Raw genomic sequence first — 19,797 nt, 5'->3', positions numbered from 1 at the left:
CTTGGTTGCACCGGCCATCAGGCCGGCTTGTTCGCTCGCTGCAAGACGACAGCGAGAACGATGATGGCCCCCTGAATGGCTCCGTTCAGGTAAGGCGAAACGAAATCGGTCAGATTGAGGATGTTGCCGATCAGGGTCAGGATCAGCACACCGATGACCGTGCCCCAGACACGGCCAAACCCGCCCTTGAGCATGGTGCCGCCGACGATCACGGCAGCGATGGCCTCAAGCTCCCACAACAGGCCGGTCGAGGCCGAGGCCGATCCAAGCCGCGGCACGTACATGATGGTAGCGACACCAACCAGAACACCCAGCATGACATAGGTCGCCAGCCGCACCCGGGCGACGCGCACCGACGAATAGCGCGCCACCTGATCGTTCGAACCGATGGCGGCGCAGTGGCGGCCAAAGGCGGTGGCGCGCATCAGGATTTCGCCCAGCACAACCACCACGGCAAAGACGATGATCGGCCACGAGATCCCGAAAATCCCGCCGTAATACACCGGCTGATAAAAGCTGCGCAGGCTGAAATCGAGGCTCAGCGTACCGCCATCGGCCAGCCAGGTCACCAGACTGCGGTAGATCCCCATCGAGCCCAGCGTGACGATAAACGCCTCGATCCCCAGCTTGGTGATCAAGAGCCCGTTTATCAGCCCCACACCGACCCCGGCGACCAGCGCCACAGCCATGCCCAGCAGCACAATCGGGATGCCCACGCCCAAGGAAGGCAGCGCGGTGTTCATCACCAAAATCATCAGCCCGGCGATAAACGCCGCTGACGAGCCGACCGACAGGTCCAGCCCGCCCGCCGTGATCACGAACGTCATCCCCACGGCGATGATGCCGATAAAGGCCGAGCGGGACAGCACGTTCGAGATGTTGTTCCAGCCCAGAAAATTGGGGTTCATCAGCGCGCCCAGAATGATCAGCAGGATCAGCGCCAGAACGGGGCCGATCACGCTCATCTGGATCTTGCGCGGCTGGGTTGCGGTGGCGGACATTCAGACAGTCTCCTTCTCGGGGGTGGCAGCGCCGACCCCCATGGCAAGCCGCACAATGGCGTCTTCAGTGGCCTCGGCCCCGTCCAGCGTTCCGGTCAACTGGCCGCGACGCAGCACCAGAATCCGGTCGGCCAAGCCGATAACCTCTTGCATTTCCGACGAAATCACCACGATGGCGCGGCCCGAGGCCGCCAGCTGGCGAATGAACTGATACATCTGCTGCTTGGTGCCGATGTCGATGCCGCGCGTCGGCTCGTCGATCACCACGATCTCAGGGTCGGCCAGCATGGTCTTGGCAAACAGCAGTTTCTGCTGGTTGCCGCCCGACAATTGCCCGACCGCCACGGCCTGACTGCCGCGAATGTCGAACTCGGCAATCGCGGTTTCCAGTGCCGCCGCTTCGGCCCGCTTGTCCAAGAGACCGCGGGTGAATTTCCACAGCGCCAGCAGCGTGAGGTTTTCACCCATGCCCTTGTCCAACAGCAAGCCGCGCGTCTTGCGGTCCTCGGTCAGATAGGCCAGCCCGTGCTGCAGCGCCTCCCAAGGGTGGCGGATCGTCACCGGCTGGCCCTTGATGCGGACCTGCCCTTCGGACCGGCGCAGTCCCGCCAGACCCTCGAAGGTCTCGGTCCGGCCTGACCCGATCAGCCCGGCCACGCCCAGAATTTCGCCCCGGCGCAGGGTGAAGCTGATGCCTTCGGAATAGCCCGGCACGCCGAAATCGCTTACCTCCAGCATCATCTCGCCGGGGGTGCCGTCTTTGGGCGGGTACAGGTCTGACACCTCGCGCCCGACCATCGCCTCGGCCATCTGGTGCTCGTTCATCTGCGCCGTCGGGCCGGTCCAGACCACCGCGCCGTCGCGCATGATGGTCAGATCGTCGGCGATCTCGGCCACCTCATCCAGCTTGTGCGAGGTGAACAGCACCGCCACCCCCTCGTCCCGCAAGCGGCGGACCTGACCCAGCAGGATGTCGGTCTCGGTCCGGGTCAGTACGGCAGTCGGCTCGTCCATGATCAGCACGCGGATTTCGCGCAAGAGGGCCTTGGCGATCTCGACCATCTGCTTGTCCGAGTTCGACAGCGTCGACACGATCCGGTCCGGCGACACATCGCATTGCAGCCGGTCCAGCAGCTCGCGGGTTTTCGCCCGCATCGCCGCCTTGTCCAGCAGCCAGCCGCGTTTCAGCTCGCGGCCCAGAAAGATGTTCTGCTCGACGCTCAGCTGCTCGGCCAGATTGAATTCCTGATGGATCATCGAGATGCCCAGCGCCTCGGCCTCGCCCATCGACGCCAGCGTAAGGGTCTGTCCATCCACCGCAATCGTGCCCGCGCTGGCGGGCTGATAGCCCGCCATGATCTTCATCGTCGTCGATTTGCCCGCGCCGTTTTCACCGATCAGCGCATGGACCCGACCGGGGTGCAGGGCGATATCGACGCCGTGCAGCACCTCGATCGGGCCGAAACTGCGGCTGACGCCGCTGAGGGCCAGAACCGGCTGGGTCACAGCGCCACCCACGCGGCATCGGCCTGCGACGAGCGGATGCAGGCGGCGATAAAGCGCATGCCGTCAAGGCCTTCGTCGATCCCCGGCAGCAGTGACAAGTCAGGCTTTTGCCCGGCCTCAAGCGCGCGGATCGCCGCTGCGGCCCCGGTGTAGATGTTGGCAAAGCCCTCAAGATAGCCCTCAGGATGCCCGCCCGGCGTGCGTGATACCGCCCCCGCCGCGCCCGTCGCTCCTGCCCCGCCGCGCGTCAGCAGGCGCTTGGGCTCACCGAACGGCGTGTACCACAGGTAGTTCGGGTCTTCCTGCGACCATTCCAGCCCGCCGGTTTCACCATAGACCCGCAGCCTGAGGCCGTTCTCATTGCCCGGCGCGACCTGACTGGCCCAGAGCATCCCGCGCGCGCCGCCCTCAAAGCGCAACAGCATCTGCGCGTTGTCATCGACCCGCCGTCCCGGCACGAAGCTTTGCAGATCAGCGGCCAGTTTTTCGACCTTCAGCCCCGACACAAAGCACGCGAGGTTATGCGCATGGGTGCCGATGTCGCCAATCGCCCCGCCCGCGCCCGAGCGTTCGGGATCGGTGCGCCATTCGGCCTGCTTGTTGTCGCCCGATTGCTCGGCGGCCTCGGTCAGCCAGTCCTGCGGGTATTCCACCTGCACGACGCGGATCTTGCCCAAGGCCCCCTCGGCCACCATCGCCTGCGCCTGACGCACCATCGGATAGCCGGTGTAGTTATGCGTCAGGATGAACAGCGCCTTCGAGGCGCGCACGGCCTCGGCCAGTTCCTCGGCCTGCGCCATGGTTGCGCTCAGCGGCTTGTCGCAGATCACATGGATGCCGCGCTTGAGAAACTCGATCGCAGGCCCCGCGTGCATGTGGTTCGGCGTCACGATGGACACCGCCTGAATGCCATCGGCGCGTGCTGCCTCGGCCTCGGCCATCTCATGATAGCTGCCGTAGCTGCGCGCGGGGTCCAGCCCCAGCGCCAGCCCGCTGTCGCGGGCCTTTTCGGGCGTTGAGGACAGCGCACCCGCAACCAGCGCATACTCGCCATCAAGACGGGCGGCGATGCGGTGAACGGCGCCGATGAAGGCATCCTTGCCGCCGCCCACCATGCCCAACCGGATCGGTGCCATGGCTCAGATCCCCAGCATGCGGCGGTTGGCGGCGTCGTCGGTGCCCCCGCCCGCGAAATCGTCAAAGGCTTTCTCGGTCACGCGGATGATGTGCTGTTTGACAAACTCCGCCCCTTCGCGCGCGCCATCCTCGGGGTGTTTCAGGCAACATTCCCATTCGACCACCGCCCAGCCGTCAAACCCGTTGGCGGTCATCTTCGAGAACACCGCGCCGAAATCGACCTGCCCGTCGCCCAGCGAGCGGAAGCGCCCGGCGCGGTTTACCCAGCTCTGGAAGCCGCCGTAGACGCCCTTGCGGCCGGTCGGGTTGAACTCGGCATCCTTGACGTGGAACATGCGGATGCGGTCTTTGTAGATGTCGATGTTGTCCAGATAATCCAGACATTGCAGCACGTAATGCGACGGATCGTAGAGCATGTTGGCGCGCGCATGGTTGCCCGTGCGCTCAAGGAACATCTCATAGCTGTCGCCGTCGTGCAGATCCTCGCCGGGGTGGATTTCATAGCAGACATCGACGCCGCACTCCTCGGCGTGGTTCAGAAGCGGGAGCCAGCGTTTCGCCAGCTCGTCAAACGCCGCCTCGACCAGACCGGCAGGGCGCTGCGGCCACGGGTAGATGAACGGCCACGCCAGTGCGCCCGAGAAGGTCGCGTGCGCGGTCAGCCCCATGTGCTCGGACGCGGTCAGCGCCTTGGTGACCTGATCGACCGCCCATGCCTGCCGCGCCTTGGGGTTGCCGCGCACTTCGGGGGCGGCGAAACCGTCGAAAGCCTCGTCATAGGCCGGATGCACGGCGACCAGCTGGCCCTGCAAATGCGTGGACAGCTCGGTCACCGCGACGCCATTTTCGCGCGCCTTGCCCAGAAACTCGTCGCAATAGGTCTTGCTGCTGGCCGCCTTGTCCAGATCGATCAGCCTTGCGTCCCAGCTGGGCACCTGCACGCCCTTGTAGCCGCAGTCAGCCGCCCATTTGGTGATGCTGTCCCAGGAATTGAACGGGGCGTCATCCCCGGCGAACTGAGCCAGAAACAGGCCCGGACCTTTGATGGTTTTCATGGTTTTCCCCCTCCGCTTCAGACGTAGCGATTGACCAGATTTTCCAGAATCTCCTGACGCCCCGAGACCGGCTGCGGGTCCAGCCCGCGCGCCTCGGCGTCGTCAGCGATCGAGGCCAGTGTTGCGCCTTTGCCCAGCATCGCCTGCGCCTCGGGCCGCTGCCAGCCCGCGTAGCGCTCGCGCCGCGCGGCTTCCAGACCCCCGTCCTCAAGCATCTTTGCCGCCGCCTTCAGGCCCCGCGCGCAGACATCCATTGCGCCGACATGCGCGGCGACCAGATCCTCGGCATCGAGCGACTGACGGCGGACCTTGGCGTCAAAATTGGTGCCGCCACTGGTAAAGCCGCCCGCCTTGAGCACCTCGTAATAGGCCAGCGCGGTTTCGGGCACGTTGTTGGGGAACTGGTCGGTATCCCAGCCGGACTGATAGTCATTCCGGTTCATGTCGATCGACCCCAGAATACCCAGCGCCCCGGCCAGAGCCAGCTCATGCTCGAACGAGTGCCCGGCGAGGATCGCGTGGCCCTGCTCGATGTTCACCTTGACCTCGTTCTCCAGCCCGAAGCGGCGCAGGAAGCCGTAGACCGTGGCGGCGTCGTAATCATACTGGTGCTTGGTCGGTTCCTGCGGCTTGGGCTCGATCAGGATGGTGCCCTTGAAGCCGATCTTGTGCTTGTGCTCGACCACCAGCGACAGGAAGCGGCCCATGTGCTCCAGTTCCTGGCCCATGTCGGTGTTGAGCAGCGTCTCATACCCCTCACGACCGCCCCAGAGCACGTAATTCTCACCGCCCAGACGGTGCGTCACTTCCAGCACCCCGCGCACGGTGGCGGCGGAATAGGCAAAGACATCGGGGTCAGGGTTGGTGGCGGCACCGGACATGTAGCGCCGGTTCGAGAACAGATTGGCCGTGCCCCACAGCAGTTTGGGGCCACCGGCGGCCATCTTGGCCTCGAACACATCCGCGATGCGCTCAAGCCGTTCGCGGCTTTCGATCAGGCTGGCGCCTTCGGGGCGCACGTCGTGGTCGTGGAAGCAGAAATACGGCACGCCCAGAATGCGGAAGAAATCAAAGGCGGCATCGGCGCGGGCTTCGGCCAGTTCCATCGTATCGCCGGGGAACCACGGACGCTCGAACGTGCGCCCGCCAAAGGGATCGCCGCCCTCCCAGCCGAAGGAATGCCAATAGGCTACGGCAAAGCGCAGGTGCTCTTCCATCCGTTTGCCCAGAACGATCTCGTCGGGGTTATAGTGGCGAAACGCCAGCCCCGCGGCATCGGGATCATAGCTTACCGGTTTGATTGTGCTGAAATATCCGCTCACTTGATGTCTCCTTGACCGCCGATGTCCGGCAGGTTGTCTTTCAGATAGATTGTCGGGGTGATCTGCCGCGCCGGGTCGCTCCAGTCGCGCCCGTCGGCAATCGCCTTCATCACGTCGATGGCCAACGCCACCTCCTGCGCCGGTTTCTGGTCGATGACCGCATCCACCAGCCCGCGCACCAACCCGCGGTAAGAGGTCGGCGTGATGTCATGCATCACCACAAAAGGGCGCGGCCCTTGCAGGTTTTCGAGAACCTCGATCAGCCCGCGGTTGCCGCCGCCTATCGAATAGATCCCGGTAATCGGATCGCCGCCCGCTGCGCTCATCGCGGCCAGAACACGCTCACGCATGAGGTCGCGCCGGTCATTCACCGGGACGGCCGGCAGCGCCCTGAGGGCGGGCGTTTCGGCCAGAACCGGCAGCACACCCTCAAGACGCTGGCGGTGATCGCGCGCACTGAGGGAGCCCAGAACCGGCAGGATCAAACCGGGCCGGTCCCGGTGTGCGATCCGCAGAAGGCGTCCTGCCGTGGCACCGGCCACGACATTGTCGATCCCCACATAGGCCGCGCGCCCTTCCGGTTCGGTATCGCCAACCAGCGTCACCACGGCGATGCCGCGTTCGCGCATGGCGGTAATGGCGGCAGCGACGCGCGGAGATTCGGTGGCGACGACGGCCATGCAGTCGCAGTCGTCGCCATGGGTTTCGAGCACCTCGGCCAGCGCATCGCTGTCGAGCGCCGGAACCTCGATCACGTCGATCCGCACCCGGTCGGCGAGCCGCAACACCGCTTCCGAATCGACCGCCAGACGCAGGGCACTGAAAAAGCTGTGGTCGCCTTTGGGCAGGATGAACCGAAAGCGGTACACGCGCTTGCGCGACAGGTTGGCGGCAAAGATATCGCGTTCATACCCAAGGGATTCGATGGCCTGCTGCACCCGCAGGATAGACTTGTCCGCCACGCCGCCACGCGCGTTCACCACCCGGTCGGCGGTGGCGTAGCTCACGCCAGCGGCGCGCGCGACGTCATGCAGCGTCGGCCTGTTCATCGTGGTCCTCCCCTGCCGGGCAGCAAACCGCTAAAAATGATGGACGTCAATCATTTTCTGATAGACGTCCATCATTTCGCCTCGAGAAACAGCCGCAGCCGTGTGAACCCGTCCGGTCATCGCTTGAAGGCCGCAGCCTCGGGTCAGCCTTGCGGGTTATAGCGCCCGTGGTCCCTGCGGGCGCTCCAGACGCCCTTCAGATAGGCCTGCGCTGCCGCCTTGACGGCCTCGGACCTGTAGGTGCGCGGCTTCAGGAACTGGCGCAGCGCCTGCAGCAAGCACTGGGCAAAGGCCAGAGGGCGGCCATGCTTATGCATGGTGTAAACCGTGGCGCGGGCCAGATGAAACTGCTTGAAGGCCGTGGTCGCAGGGCTTGGTTCGGTCGAGGTGCCTGCTTCATGCGCCACCACCGCGTCAAAGATCAGCATCAGCGGCCCGATCGCATCCTGCAACCGCACCGACAGGTCATCATCCTCGGCGTACAGGAAAATTCTGTCATCAAACCCCCCGACCGCGTCAAAATGCGCCTTGGACACGAACAGGGCCGCCCCACTCAGAACCGGCACTTCCATGTCCCGCGTCGGCTTGACCCGAATACGGCCCTTGTTCCCCCGTAGCCGCGTGGCCCGACGAAAGAACACCGCGCCGGTATCGTCCTCGATGCGCGGATTGAACGCGCTGGCTGCCGGATACGTCTGCCGGGCTTCCAGCAGCCGGGTCAGACAGTCGGCCGTCAGCCGGGCGTCCGGGTTCAGAAACAAGAGATACGGCGTGCGGGCGACGGCCGCCCCGGCGTTGCAGCCCCAGCCAAACCCGTGATTGACCGCACTGCGGATCACCCGGATGTCGCGGTCTGCTGTCGGGATCGGCGCGCCTTCGGGGCTGGCATTGTCGACCACGGCGACGGGCGTTTCGGCGGGCACGGACGCCAGCATGTCCGGCAGAACATGACCGCTGTTATAGGTGACCGAAACGACGGTGACGTCCGCAAGTTGCACAACTGCCCTCCCCTGACGCCGGGCTCTGACCGGCTCGCCCCGCCCTACCGCACTGACGCAGCCCTGCAAAGCCATTCGGGCACTTCAGGCGGCAGACACTGGATCAAGAGCACCCGCGCCCCCTTTCCCCGTCCACATGTCAACGTCATGGACCTCGTGTCCGCGTCGCGCCAGGCTGAGGCCTCGTCAGTTGCGCATTTACGCAATGGCTTGGGGGGAGGCCGCGCTCCCGGCTCGGCTGCGCGCGCATCCTCGTGTTGATGGCCCGGCGACCAACTGCCAGATGAAAGCAGGCGGCGCTGCCTTGACGAAACGGCGCTCTACAGTCCGTGAAGGAGCACAGCGCCAAACCCTTGGATCAATCCCCTAAGGCGACGGGGGGCCCGCTCGCGTTCTGCGGCCGCCAGAGCGCGCCATTCGGGCATTCCGCCGCTTGGCGTCGGGATAGCCAACCGCCCCGCTGAGCAACAGGGCGCACGGCATCTGCCACGCGCCCTGCCCGATGTTCAGTCCACGCAAGCGAAGTTCGCTGCATCCTCACTGTCGCCAGACCCCGAATACTGCGCGTGCTGCGGATACGGGCAAAGCGGTCGGCTGCGACCCTCGACCGCCGCACTGGTCGCCTCGACCGAGGTCGGCGCCGTGCCGTCCTCAACCCAGGCAACGAGAGAGGTCAGCAGGTCGAATTGATCCAGCGCGGTGCTCCCGCCCCGGCAATGCCCCATGCCGGGGACGAGGTACAACGCGGCCGCGTCAGCCACAGCCCCACCCTCGGCTTGAAGATCCTCATAGTATCCGACCGTATCGAGCGCCGAGAACCACGGATCGGCGGTCCCGTGATAGAACAGGATCCGGCCGCCATTGCCGGCAAAGCTCGTCAGGTTGGTCCAGAGCCGGGTGTTGACCATCCATTGCTGCCGGTCCGAGCGGATGCCGCGCGCAACCGCATCTTCGACACTCATGTCCGTGATGGTGTTGCGGTATTGCAGGTTGTTCTCGCGGTCGAAGCGGAACAGACCCGGTATTCCCCGCTCAGGCGTGGCCATCACGTCGGCATCCACAGGATAGGCCGGATAGACCTCGTAACCCGTGGAATCGACCGTCGGCGCGAACATCGTTTCGACCAGCGCCACCTGTTCGGGTGCAAGGCAGGTGCCGTCGCCCGACGCCGCACCATCGCCACACGCCAGCATCGCAGGATCGAACGCGCAGGACATCGTGTCGAAGATCATGCCATCCTCGACCCCGTCATTGCCGTCGCAGGCGGCCAGCATGCCCTCCGCGATCAACGACCGCTGGGCATCGGTGAACACCGTCGAGCGGTCGAGCGTCCCATCCGCCCCGGTGGCGGCCAGCGCGTTGAAGGCCGAGGCCATGTGGCTGAGCGCCGTGTTCGATTGATCGGTGCGCATCGCCGGGGCGCCGATGATCATGCCGTCGAAGGCGAGCGGATGGCGTTGGGCCATCATCATCCCTTCCCGCCCGCCGGTCGAGCAACCGGCCCAATAGGCATGGTGGGGGGCACTGCCATAGTAGCTTTCAACCAACGCGCGGGCCAGCGTGTCGACTTTCGGCACGGCGTCATTGGCGAAGTTCAGCATGGCGATCTGGTCAGCCTTGAACGACGAATCCCAGCCGACGCCCTGATGGCCCGAGTCGGTCGAGGCCACGGCGAAACCGCGCTCAACCGCCGGCATGTCGCCAGCACCAGCCGGACCTTCGGGCGGGCGCACGCTACCGTTGAGCCCCCCGCCGCCCTGAAACAGGAAGCGCTGGTTCCAGGCATCGGGCAGCGCAACGGCAAAGCCGATGAAATAATCGACACCATCGACTCCCGTGCGATGCTCGAAGCTACCCTCGATCAGGCAGCGGCCATCGGCATGGGTCGTGGCATTGATCCTCAGATCGGCGTAACCCGCGACGCTGGCCCCCTGCATTCCCGTGCAGGCCTCAGCGCCCGGCGTGGCGGCAGCAGCGCCGCCGAGGACCACAGCCGTGATCAGGGTCGCGGCCGAAACAACGGCTCTCGTGCCCGAGGGCACGGGTTTGTGTCTCTGCATCAGTGGTTCTCCTCCCGCTTGCAGTTTCGCAACCTTAAGCGGCGTTGTTCTGGTGCGTCAATCTGGCGGAGTTCCCGGGAGGGCGTGAGGCAGGAACAGGCCGGGTGTTGGGAAAGTCATGAGGAGGATCACCGGAGGGGCATCATCGAACGCCCTCCGAGCCGGTCTATCCCGGCGGGCTTAGGCTCAGGACCCATTGATCAGCCTGAGGCCGACCTGCCGGCGCACATCAAGCGCGCGGACTGACGGGGGTTACGCGACGCCGCACCACAAAGAATGTATCGGAACCGATGGTCACTCTACTGCAAGAATGCCGCGAACCCCAATGCCGCGTGGGTGGCCTCTTGAAACATTGACTCAGCGTCGACCAGAGTCGCAACGCCAAAGACCCAACGCAAACGGTCGGGTTCTAACGAGCGAATACACATGAGATTTTTGGTTGCGGGGGTAGGATTTGAACCTACGACCTTCAGGTTATGAGCCCAAAGACGAGTGATTCCAATAACTTAGAGAAGTCAACGACTTACGCGGCAAGCCTTTGTTTCAGCGTAGTTTTCAACCTTGCAGGCATCAGTATTCACCCGCATCTACACGCAGAGCTGACGCGAAGACCGCAGTCGCAGGTTGATGTGGCGTTGATTTAGCTCCGCCGCCCTACCCCGCCCGATCATTGTCGCGAACCGCCACCTTCCGCGTCTCTACCGATGATCCTGCAGCCCGAGCTGCGTCCCACATCCAGCCGAAATCGAACTCGTCAATCGGACCATCCCCACGCTGCCCGCCCTCGACGGTATTGTCGAGCAGAGCAAGCGTGTCTCTCCGACATATCTGATCGGCTTCAACTGCAATCGTTATAGAGTTCGGGCGTCCAACGCGAACCCTCCCTTGAGCCTTCGGGACTATTCTGAATGGCCGATTGTTGCTCTCGAAGTTCAAAACCCGTGTCAGAATGAACAGCTGATCCAGCCCTCACATCTTGGCGGCTGCGCCGAGATCCGCATCACTTGGAGTTCAACAGACGTTGCACAAAGGACGACTGAAAGCGCGTGGGGCGCCAGTCCCGCCTTGTCGTTATGCAAATGCTGCGTTGCGTCTGTGGCAACGGATAGCTCAGCGGCACGAGCAAGCCCTGATCTTCCTCATAAAGCGCGCGCCGGCGCGACAGAAGCGTCAGTCGGTCACTTCGTGCAAGCAGGGCGCGCACGACGACGAGCGATGATGAGGTGATCAGCCCGAACCGCGGCACTTCGCCATCAAAGAGCCTCTCGAAAGCAGTACGCGTCGGCGATCCCGTATGTGGCGCGATCCAGGGAAACCGCGCGAGATCTTCGCGGGTAATGTCGCGCCGCCCTTCCAGAGGGTGCCCGCGCCGCGCGAAAGCTGACAACTCATCGGTGAAGATGATGCGTTCGACGAGATCGCTGCCGACGTCGGCCCCTCGGGATGCACCAAGAATGACGTCGATACTGCCACGGCGCAGCCCCTCGACCAGCGTGCTGTAATCGGCTTCGACAAGCTCGACGGAGGCCATGGGATCGCGCTCGCAGGCATCGCAAATGACATCTGGCAAAATGTCGGTTCTTGCTAGTGGCATGGCACCAAGAGTGATAGACCCGGTCGATGCGCCCGCCATGTCACCGAGATCGTCGAAAGCCGCGTAGATTTCAGCCAGCGCGCGCCCGGCGTGAGCAACGAGCTGGTCACCAGTCGCTGTCGTCTCGATAGAATTTCCCTTGCGCCGGAAGGGTGGCTCAACGGCAAGAAGCGCAAGCTCTCGCGCCAATCTGTGGACCGTCGGAGCGGACAGGCCCAGCGAACGCGCCGCTGTGGAATATTGCCGCAAGTGATCGACTTCCATCAAGATCACCAGATGCTGCATTTTCAGTCGATTGTCGAACGAGACCGAAGATTTGACCCATGGGTGCATACTGGCGAGGATCTCGAAAACGCGCTGGGTACGCGCGTGCAGAACTTGCCCGGCCGCAGACAATTGCATCCCTTGCCGGCTGCGCTCGAATAGCCTGGAGCCCAGTTTTTGTTCCATATTTGCAATCGCTTGCGATATGGCGGGTTGCGTGAAACCCGTCGCCATGCCGGCCGCGTGCTGGCTGCCTTGATCGCCAACGGCCAAAAACAACCGCATATGCCGGAGGTTCAGATTTACGACCGAAGCACTGGTGCGTCTGGTTTCCATGGCTTGTCTCCTGCCAATGGAATTACGCACAGCTTATCAAAGCGGTCAACAATTTCATTTTCGCTATAACTGACATCAGTCTAGCGTCACGCAAGCGACAGGGGGTTTGTCCCGCAGGTTGCTGTCAGCGGAACTGACAGCAAGGAACTAATTGCATCTCCTTGGGGAGGGAACTGGCATGCTGGAACGACTGCGCCCGCGCGCTTCCGAGCTTATCGCATGCGCGGCGATCATCGGGTTCGGCATCGCCGGGCTCGTGATCGCTCAGGACTATCAGTTTGGCAGCATCCGGCGCATGGGTCCCGGTTTCTTTCCGGCAGCGACCAGTGTCGTGATCGTGCTTCTCGCCATTGCATCGGCGGTGGAAGCTGTCGCGCAGCCGCCAAGCGAGACCGAGGCGGCATGGCGCCCGCTTGTCTTCGTCAGTCTTGCCGTGATCGCCTGGGCATCGCTGATCGACAGCGCAGGGCTGCTGCCGGCGACGGTGGCGATGATCTTCATTGCGGCGCTGGCCAGGCCACCCTTCAAGCCTGTGGCGCTTTTCCTGCTCAGCGCGGGGATCTGCATCAGCGGGTACCTCATCTTCATCAAGGGGCTTCACATGCCCCTTTCGCTTCTGGGGCGCTGAATGACCGAGACCTTCTCCAACCTGGGACTTGGTTTCCAGACCGCGCTCAGCTGGTCGAACCTGTTGTTCTGCCTGTTTGGTGTGTCGCTGGGCACATTTGTCGGCGTTCTGCCGGGGATCGGCGCGCTGGCGACGATTTCGATGCTCTTGCCGCTGACCTTCTACCTGGACCCGGTTGCGGCGATCATCATGCTGGCCGGGATCTTTTACGGCGCGCAGTATGGCAGCTCGACGGCCTCGATCCTGTTGAACCTCCCGGGCAGCGCCCCGGCGGCGATCACCTGTCTGGATGGCTATCCAATGGCCCAGAACGGCCGCGCGGGCCTGGCACTTTTCCTGACCACCATCGCGTCGTTCATCGGCGGCTCGTTTTCCATCATCCTCATGATCGGCTTCGCGCCAGTGCTCGCCGATCTCGCGATCAGTTTCTCGTCAGCCGAGTATTTCGCGATCATGGTACTGGCCCTCGTCGCGGCCTCAACCCTGTCGAACGGTTCGTTCCTGAAGGGGCTGACGATGACCGCTGTCGGCATCCTGCTGGGGCTTGTCGGCACCGATATCAGCTCGGGCGCGGCGCGATACACGTTCGGCAATGTGGCGATCACCGACGGGATCAGCCTTGTCGCGCTGGCGATGGGCCTGTTCGGCATCGCCGAGATCCTGCAAAACCTGACGCGCGGCACCTATGCCAAGGTTGACGCCAAGGCGATCACCTTCCGGTCCATGATCCCCTCGCGCGAGGATTGGCGACGGTTCTGGCCCTCTGCCGGGCGTGGCTCGGTTATCGGGGCGATTGTCGGCATTCTGCCGGGCACCGGGCCGACGATTGCCACCTTCATGTCCTACGCGGCCGAGAAGCGCATTGCCTCCGATCCGTCGATCTTCGGCAAGGGCGCTATCGAGGGCATTTCCTCGCCCGAGGCTGCCAATAATTCCTCGGTTCAGGCCGCCTTTATCCCCACGCTGACGCTGGGCATTCCGGGCGATGCGATCATGGCCGTGATGCTGGGCGCGCTGCTGATCCACGGCATCACGCCCGGCCCGCAGCTGATCAGCACGCAACCTGAGCTGTTCTGGGGCGTCATCGCCAGCTTCTGGATCGGCAATATCTTTCTGCTGATCCTCAATATCCCGATGATCGGGCTTTGGGTCAGACTGCTGACGATCCCCTACCACCTGCTCTATCCGGCGATGCTGTTTTTCATCTGCATCGGTGTCTACAGCGTCAACAACTCGTCCTTCGACGTTCTGATGGCGTTGGCCTTCGGCATCCTTGGCTATGGCATGACGCAGTTCGGCTTCTCGCCCGCACCGTTGTTGCTGGGATTTGTGCTGGGGCCGCTGCTGGAAGAACATTTCCGCCGCGCGCTGATGTTGTCGCGGGGTGATCTGTCGGTGTTTGTCACCCGTCCGGTCAGTCTGGCGTTTCTGGTGCTCACCCTGATCGTGCTGATGTTCTCGATGGGTTGGGTGCGCAGGTCTCTCAAGCGACTGTTCCGGCGTACGAAAATGCAAGCCGACCTCAACGAATGATCAAGAAAATGAAATGGGAGGAACCAATCATGTTCAACAAAATCTCAGGAAAATTGCCCCGCAGGACCGTTGCCGGGCTGATGCTGGGGGCCGCCGCCTTCACGCTGCTTCCCGCGGAGGCCGCGCTTGCGCAGAGCTATCCGACCGAGCCTGTCCGTATCATCGTGCCCTTCGGTCCGGGCGGTCTGGCCGATATCACCATGCGTCTAGCCGGCGAAAAACTCAGCGAGATCTTCGGCCAGCAGTTTATCGTTGAAAACCATCCCGGTGCCGGCGGTGTCGCCGCAGCGAATGTGCTGCTGAACGCCAAACCGGACGGCCAGACGCTGATCGTCATGTCGAACGGCACGACCATCGCCATGTCGCTGTTCGAGAACCTGGGCTACAACCCGCAAGAGCAATTCGCGCCGATTTCAACGCTCGCCTGGTTTGACATCGCGCTTTTCGTCAGCCCCGGCGGCGATTTCGAGACGCTTGAACAGGTGGTTTCCTACGCACAGGAAAACCCGGGCATGGTGAACATCGGCACCATCAATCCTGGCAGCACGCAGAACCTGTCAGCCGAGTATTTCCGCTCGGTCACCGGTATTGATGCCAACATCATCACCTACCGCACCTCACCCGATCTTCTGGCCGCACTGATCCGCGAAGAGATCGACCTTGTCTTCGAGTCGCCGACCGCCTTCAGCGCGGCAATGGCGAACGAGCAGGCACGGATCGTTGCGACCACCGGTGCGCAGCGCAACCCCTCACTGCCCGATGTGCCGACGGCCGCCGAAGCCGGCGTCGAAGGCTATGCCGTCGAGGGCTGGAACGCGCTCTATGCACTGGCAGGAACACCCGAAGCCGTGATCGACCAGTTGCATGCGGCCATCACCGAAATCACCCAGATGCCGGACATTCAGGCGCGTTTCGCCGAGCTGGGCACGCGCGCCGAGAGCATCACACCGGCCGAAATGGCTGACCGGTTCGAGAGTGACCGTGCGCAATGGCAGCAGGTCATTCAAGACGCCGGCATCGAGACGCGCTGAGGCAAGAAGGAGCATTGGGCATGGACAGTCATCTTCAGTCTGGTCATGGGGGTCTGATCATCGACTGCCATGCCCATATCTTCACCCAGGACATGCCGCTGCGCGACAAGCCGCGGCATGCCCCAACTTATGATTTCACCCTCGAAGATTACGAGCGCCAGCTTGACAGCCACGGCGTCGCGATGGCCGTGCTTGCCGCCGCCAGCCCCTGGGCGGATTACAACGATTATCTGGTCGACTCGATTGCCGGCAAGGCGCGCTTTCGCGGCACCGTCATTCTGGAGCCTTCGGTGGAACGCTATGTGCTCGACAACATGGCGCAAGACGGGGTTGTCGGGGTGCGTCTGCACATGATCGGGCAAGAGACCCTGCCGGACATCACGACCTTCGAATACCGCCGCATGTTCCGGCGGATCCGCGATCAGGGCTGGCATGTGCATCTGCATTGCGCGGGCAAAGACCTGCCCGAGGTTCTACCGCTGCTGGAAAAGACCGGGGTTGATTTGGTCGTCGACCATCTTGGCCGCCCCGAGCCCGAGCGCGGCATCGACAGCGATGGCTTCAAGGCCCTGCTCCGGACGATGGAAAACGGGCGGACCTGGATCAAAGCCTCAGGGCACAAGCGCCTGGGGCCTGCCTCGACAGATTACCTGCGGGAACTCCTTCGCCAGTGCGGCAATCAGCGGATTGTGTGGGGCAGCGACAGTCCGTTCGTCGGAGAAGAGGACATGACCTATCAGAGCACACTCGACTGGCTGCTTGACGCGGTTCCCGACGCTGAGGATCGGAGCAGAATCCTAGGCGTCAACGCTCTGGAGCTCTACTTTGGCGCGCAACCACCCGCGCGAGTTAGACCTGTTTCAGATGTCTGACGGTATGCAGCAGGCCTTGTCACAAAAGCGGTCTTCAGCCTCGCTGCACGCCATTCGAAGTCACGCGCCGGTCTGAACGAATGATCATTGGGCTCCGGTCGCGACCAGGAGCACCTTGACCTTCTTCCGTGTAATGTACGCATCATTAGGATAGTCCGATTTTCATCGAAAGAGACGGAAATGAAGCACAGCCTCGGTCTAGATCCCTCGAAGACCGTGACACACGAGGTCCGGATGATCATTGCCTTGCTGATTAGCTGGCGCGCGCTTTGGGTAAGACCGACCACGTCCCGTGCGGCTGCCAACGCCTGTGCCTCTTGGCCCTTGCAGCTCTGACGACAATTCGGCCGCTGGCGATCGGGCGTCTGCGGCACCGATGATTTCAACGCGCATTTGCATTGTCTGCGCGCCCTTCGGGGCCGCCGACGTCATTCCGGTGTCGGGTTTAGAGGCCGAGATTGTGCGATCTCGCGTTCTCTAGGACCATTCTGCCCACCGCGAAACTGTCTCAAGAAGTTCCGAAACAAAACCCTTCTGAATTGATGACTTCGCTGCGATAACATATACTTGATCAGAGCACGGCAGCCTGCGGCACAGTGCCCACGCACCCGTTTGTGAAGGCGTCCGCTTATCCACAGATTCGCGCGAGCGCCCCTCTTGCTCCCAGCCGCGAGTGCGGGCACTTCTGCACGCATGAGGAGAGCAGCCCTCAACCAAAAGCATAACAAGACTATCGGTACGGCTCTATTTTGTACAGTTTCGGCGCTTTGGCGCTGTGTTTGACGTTGCCTCCGATCACTGACCCTGCGTCGCCCCGACGCGGGCCGCTGGCGGTATGAGGCACGCTCATCCTTGTTTGCGAAAAGGATGAACCCGTTATGCCCCTTCCCCCCGTGTGTATTTTACCCTTCATGAAGCAGCGGCGCGCTGGGGGTGCGCCATTGCCGATTTGGCGCACTGGGCTGACCTGGGCAAATTCCGGATCATGACGGGGATCCGCCCAGTCCACTGCGGCGCGCGGCTCGTCGCGGGGACAGTAGTTCTTCCGCCCATGGACCTCCTTCCTTTGTTCCGACGGTGCGGCACAGGCCCGCCCGAAGGGATGATCCGCCGCGTCCAGCCATTGGACCGCCCGGATTGGCTGCTCATTACGGATCCAGCAGAAGGGATTCCTGTCGCAACCGTCGATATGCTGATACCCGCCGAGGAGGTCCATGCCTTCGAGGACGAGCACGAGATGGTGCGCCGCGTGGCCGGTGGCCAGGTGTCGGCGTCGCCCTACGACTGGGATGGAATGACGATCGCCCGGATCCAGCGTATCCACGACCACGGCCTGCCCGTCACTCAATCCGAGCTTGTCGCGGAGATGCAGGACTGGTTCGCCGAACGATCAGATGGCGCGAAGATGCCAGATGGCCGAAGTATTCGGCGCCGGATCACGCCGGTCTGGCGGGCCCTGAAAGAGGGGGAAGCGTAGGACAGAGTTGTCCGCCATTCCCGGCCCTCCACCCGCGGGCTCACGCCGCGCAGGGCGGGGCGAGGTGCGACTAGTATGCACTGCGCGCGCTGGGCGGGGCGGCTCGACTCGGCTCGGCTGGCAGCCCGGGAACTGGCTGCAGTCAAGCCGACTTCCGCCTCTCGTCCTGCCCGGCATCACGCACGAGTTTCGGCTTGATCCTGAACGCGCTGGCCACCGCATCGACGCCCGCGCGCAGCGGTGAGTCCATAAGATGCGCATAGCGCTGGGTGGTCTGCGTCTGGCTGTGCCCGAGCAGCTTGCCGATCATCTCGAGCGAAGCGCCCCCGCTGACGAGGAGCGAGGCAAAGGTGTGACGCCGATCATGGATGCGGACATCCTGAAGGTCGCATTGCTTCTGGATCTGCGCCCAGAACCGGCGCACCTCCTGGACGGGCTGACCCGGTGTGTCGCCCGGAAAGAGCCACGGGCTGCCAGCGGGCACGAGCATCTGGCGCTGCCGGACGATGCCGGCGGTCTCAGCCGAAATCGGCACACGGTGCGCCCGGCGCTGCTTGGTCATCATCGGCGGCTTCGACCAGCTCAGATGCTCGAGGTTGAACTGCTCGAAGCGCGATTGTCGGACCTCGCCGAGCCGCGCACCTGTCAGCATGCAAAGCCGTATGATGTCGGCGGCGCGCCGGTCCTCGGCGGCATCGAGTGCAGCGGCGAGCCTGGCGATTTCCTCGTTCGACAGGAACCGCTCCCGCGGGGTCTCCATGCGGTGATGGAAGCGCTGGGCGGGGTTGTCCTCGCGCCAGCCCCATTCGACCGCGAGGGTGAACATCTTTCGCAGGATCTCTCCCACGCGGTTGGCGCGCACCGGCGTCGGCCTGGCGCCCTGAAGCTTGCGGGCGCGGTTGTTGGGCTTCTCCTTCGAGGGCCGCGCCCGGCCGTCGGCAACCCGGGTCAGGAACTTGTCAACGTCGGTTGAGGTGATTTCGGTGACCAGCTTCGTACCCCAGACCGGGGCCACCATCTTCGCCAAAACCGATCGCTGATCCGCAGCGCTGCGTTCGGCCAGTTTCGGCAGATGCTGCTCGGCGTAGCGCGCGATCAGGTCATTCACCCGGGGCTGCACGCGCAGGGTCTGACGCTCGGCAAGAGGATCGGCGCCAGCGTCGATGTCGCGGCGCAGCTCCTTCGCCCGTTCGCGCGCGGATGACACCGACCATTCCGGCCAGCGACCAAAGGTCATGCGGCGCTGCCGCCCTGCGTGACGATAGTCGAGGGTGAACGCCCGCCCGCCGCCGCGGTAGATGCAGACGGCAAAGCCCCTGAGATCGGTGTCGAAGATCTGGTAATCCCGGCCCGGCGCGGGCTCGGCCTCGCGCAGGAGTTTCTCGGTCAGTTTGATGCGCTCGGGCATGTCTCGCCTCCTTCTGGTCTCCGACAGACCGCGTAGTTTTGCCGGTCTATCAAGCGAACCATGAAGCCTGGGGTGGCAGCGAGGCGCTGAGTGGCACAAAGGACGCGATCTTTGTGCCACCCCTTGTTTTATTGGGCGAACGGCGCTGGCCGGACCTCAGAGACCCCGATTATGACGCCCAGCGCCGGCCGCGACTCATCCCTTCCGGACGGCATCGCTCCACCGAGGGCGGTCACCGCCCCTGCAAAACTTGCAAACTCCCTGCAGAAGCAGGGGTGGCACGCACCCGATGCCGGGTGCCACCCCCTGAGTGCCGGTTTGCGCCGGCGAGATCCCCTGCTTTGCCGCTGTTCGCCGGTGTTCGCGGCTTGGGGCGCGAAATGACGGCGACGCGGAGTTGGCGCTGCCCGGCCCTGCCGACCTTCTGAATTGGCACAAACCCAGTAAAACAAGGGGTGGCACGGGGGTGGCGGTTTCAGTGCCACTCAGCGCCTCGCCGCCACCCCGACCCGTCTGCGCTCACTGC

15 protein-coding genes are annotated in these 19,797 nt (G+C 63.5%); 5 read left to right on the top strand and 10 right to left on the bottom strand.

What is annotated here, in order from left to right:
• Positions 1 to 17: 17 nt before the first annotated feature.
• The 9 genes from OKW52_RS08660 to OKW52_RS08620 form a co-directional block, all read right to left on the bottom strand.
• Complete coding sequence (locus OKW52_RS08660; protein WP_264505340.1) at positions 18 to 1,001, bottom strand: ABC transporter permease; 984 nt, start codon at positions 999 to 1,001, stop codon at positions 18 to 20.
• Positions 1,002 to 2,507 carry a sugar ABC transporter ATP-binding protein gene (locus OKW52_RS08655; RefSeq protein WP_264505339.1) on the bottom strand — a complete coding sequence of 502 codons (1,506 nt, stop codon included), beginning with the start codon at positions 2,505 to 2,507 and terminating at the stop codon, positions 1,002 to 1,004.
• On the bottom strand, positions 2,504 to 3,643 hold the full coding sequence (locus OKW52_RS08650; protein ID WP_264505338.1) for a Gfo/Idh/MocA family protein: 1,140 nt from the start codon (positions 3,641 to 3,643) through the stop codon (positions 2,504 to 2,506). Before OKW52_RS08650 ends, OKW52_RS08655 begins: the two co-directional genes overlap by 4 nt.
• 3 nt (positions 3,644 to 3,646) lie before the next feature.
• The gene (locus OKW52_RS08645) at positions 3,647 to 4,699 is read right to left on the bottom strand and encodes a sugar phosphate isomerase/epimerase family protein (RefSeq protein ID WP_264505337.1); all 1,053 of its coding nucleotides are present in this window, start codon (positions 4,697 to 4,699) and stop codon (positions 3,647 to 3,649) included.
• Between the two features lie 17 nt (positions 4,700 to 4,716).
• Positions 4,717 to 6,021: a xylose isomerase gene (gene xylA, locus OKW52_RS08640; protein ID WP_264505336.1), complete on the bottom strand. Its 1,305-nt coding sequence runs from the start codon at positions 6,019 to 6,021 to the stop codon at positions 4,717 to 4,719.
• Positions 6,018 to 7,070: a LacI family DNA-binding transcriptional regulator gene (locus tag OKW52_RS08635; protein ID WP_264505335.1), complete on the bottom strand. Its 1,053-nt coding sequence runs from the start codon at positions 7,068 to 7,070 to the stop codon at positions 6,018 to 6,020. Before OKW52_RS08635 ends, xylA begins: the two co-directional genes overlap by 4 nt.
• Positions 7,071 to 7,213: 143 nt before the next feature.
• Entirely contained in the window at positions 7,214 to 8,068 is an 855-nt protein-coding gene (locus OKW52_RS08630; RefSeq protein ID WP_264505334.1) for a glycosyltransferase family 2 protein, read from the bottom strand.
• A 506-nt stretch (positions 8,069 to 8,574) separates the two neighbouring features.
• Positions 8,575 to 10,128, bottom strand: coding sequence for a tannase/feruloyl esterase family alpha/beta hydrolase (locus OKW52_RS08625; RefSeq protein WP_264505333.1), 1,554 nt, complete (start codon positions 10,126 to 10,128; stop codon positions 8,575 to 8,577).
• Between the two features lie 1,000 nt (positions 10,129 to 11,128).
• A complete protein-coding gene (locus OKW52_RS08620) occupies positions 11,129 to 12,322 on the bottom strand; it encodes a LysR family transcriptional regulator (RefSeq protein ID WP_264505332.1) in 1,194 nt (397 codons plus the stop codon).
• A 178-nt stretch (positions 12,323 to 12,500) separates the two neighbouring features.
• Here OKW52_RS08620 and OKW52_RS08615 point away from each other — a divergent pair, with 178 nt between their 5' ends.
• The 5 genes from OKW52_RS08615 (at position 12,501) to OKW52_RS08595 (ending at position 17,863) form a co-directional block, all read left to right on the top strand.
• A complete protein-coding gene (locus OKW52_RS08615; RefSeq protein ID WP_264505331.1) occupies positions 12,501 to 12,950 on the top strand; it encodes a tripartite tricarboxylate transporter TctB family protein in 450 nt (149 codons plus the stop codon).
• Positions 12,951 to 14,483 (top strand): tripartite tricarboxylate transporter permease, encoded by a 1,533-nt coding sequence (locus OKW52_RS08610; RefSeq protein WP_264505330.1) that lies wholly within the window; start codon positions 12,951 to 12,953, stop codon positions 14,481 to 14,483. It abuts the gene before it with no gap.
• A gap of 29 nt (positions 14,484 to 14,512) precedes the next feature.
• Positions 14,513 to 15,514 carry a Bug family tripartite tricarboxylate transporter substrate binding protein gene (locus tag OKW52_RS08605; RefSeq protein WP_264505329.1) on the top strand — a complete coding sequence of 334 codons (1,002 nt, stop codon included), beginning with the start codon at positions 14,513 to 14,515 and terminating at the stop codon, positions 15,512 to 15,514.
• Between the two features lie 20 nt (positions 15,515 to 15,534).
• A complete protein-coding gene (locus OKW52_RS08600; RefSeq protein ID WP_264505328.1) occupies positions 15,535 to 16,386 on the top strand; it encodes an amidohydrolase family protein in 852 nt (283 codons plus the stop codon).
• 1,102 nt (positions 16,387 to 17,488) lie between these two features.
• Positions 17,489 to 17,863: a hypothetical protein gene (locus OKW52_RS08595; protein ID WP_264505327.1), complete on the top strand. Its 375-nt coding sequence runs from the start codon at positions 17,489 to 17,491 to the stop codon at positions 17,861 to 17,863.
• A gap of 142 nt (positions 17,864 to 18,005) precedes the next feature.
• On the opposite strand, the gene OKW52_RS08590 is transcribed toward OKW52_RS08595, so the two are convergent.
• Complete coding sequence (locus OKW52_RS08590; protein ID WP_264505326.1) at positions 18,006 to 19,271, bottom strand: tyrosine-type recombinase/integrase; 1,266 nt, start codon at positions 19,269 to 19,271, stop codon at positions 18,006 to 18,008.
• Positions 19,272 to 19,797: the final 526 nt, after the last annotated feature.

The organism is Pararhodobacter zhoushanensis, from assembly GCF_025949695.1.
GTDB lineage: Bacteria > Pseudomonadota > Alphaproteobacteria > Rhodobacterales > Rhodobacteraceae > Pararhodobacter > Pararhodobacter zhoushanensis_A.
Note: the sequence above shows the minus strand (reverse complement) of the source record. Positions and strands in the feature narration are given on the sequence as shown.

Coding starts and splice junctions, on each gene's coding strand:
- OKW52_RS08660 (WP_264505340.1), bottom strand. CDS start 1,001: ATGTCCGCCACCGCAACCCAGCCGCGCAAGATCCAGATGAGCGTGATC.
- OKW52_RS08650 (WP_264505338.1), bottom strand. CDS start 3,643: ATGGCACCGATCCGGTTGGGCATGGTGGGCGGCGGCAAGGATGCCTTC.
- OKW52_RS08645 (WP_264505337.1), bottom strand. CDS start 4,699: ATGAAAACCATCAAAGGTCCGGGCCTGTTTCTGGCTCAGTTCGCCGGG.
- OKW52_RS08635 (WP_264505335.1), bottom strand. CDS start 7,070: ATGAACAGGCCGACGCTGCATGACGTCGCGCGCGCCGCTGGCGTGAGC.
- OKW52_RS08625 (WP_264505333.1), bottom strand. CDS start 10,128: ATGCAGAGACACAAACCCGTGCCCTCGGGCACGAGAGCCGTTGTTTCG.
- OKW52_RS08620 (WP_264505332.1), bottom strand. CDS start 12,322: ATGGAAACCAGACGCACCAGTGCTTCGGTCGTAAATCTGAACCTCCGG.
- OKW52_RS08615 (WP_264505331.1), top strand. CDS start 12,501: ATGCTGGAACGACTGCGCCCGCGCGCTTCCGAGCTTATCGCATGCGCG.
- OKW52_RS08610 (WP_264505330.1), top strand. CDS start 12,951: ATGACCGAGACCTTCTCCAACCTGGGACTTGGTTTCCAGACCGCGCTC.
- OKW52_RS08605 (WP_264505329.1), top strand. CDS start 14,513: ATGTTCAACAAAATCTCAGGAAAATTGCCCCGCAGGACCGTTGCCGGG.
- OKW52_RS08600 (WP_264505328.1), top strand. CDS start 15,535: ATGGACAGTCATCTTCAGTCTGGTCATGGGGGTCTGATCATCGACTGC.
- OKW52_RS08595 (WP_264505327.1), top strand. CDS start 17,489: ATGATCCGCCGCGTCCAGCCATTGGACCGCCCGGATTGGCTGCTCATT.
- OKW52_RS08590 (WP_264505326.1), bottom strand. CDS start 19,271: ATGCCCGAGCGCATCAAACTGACCGAGAAACTCCTGCGCGAGGCCGAG.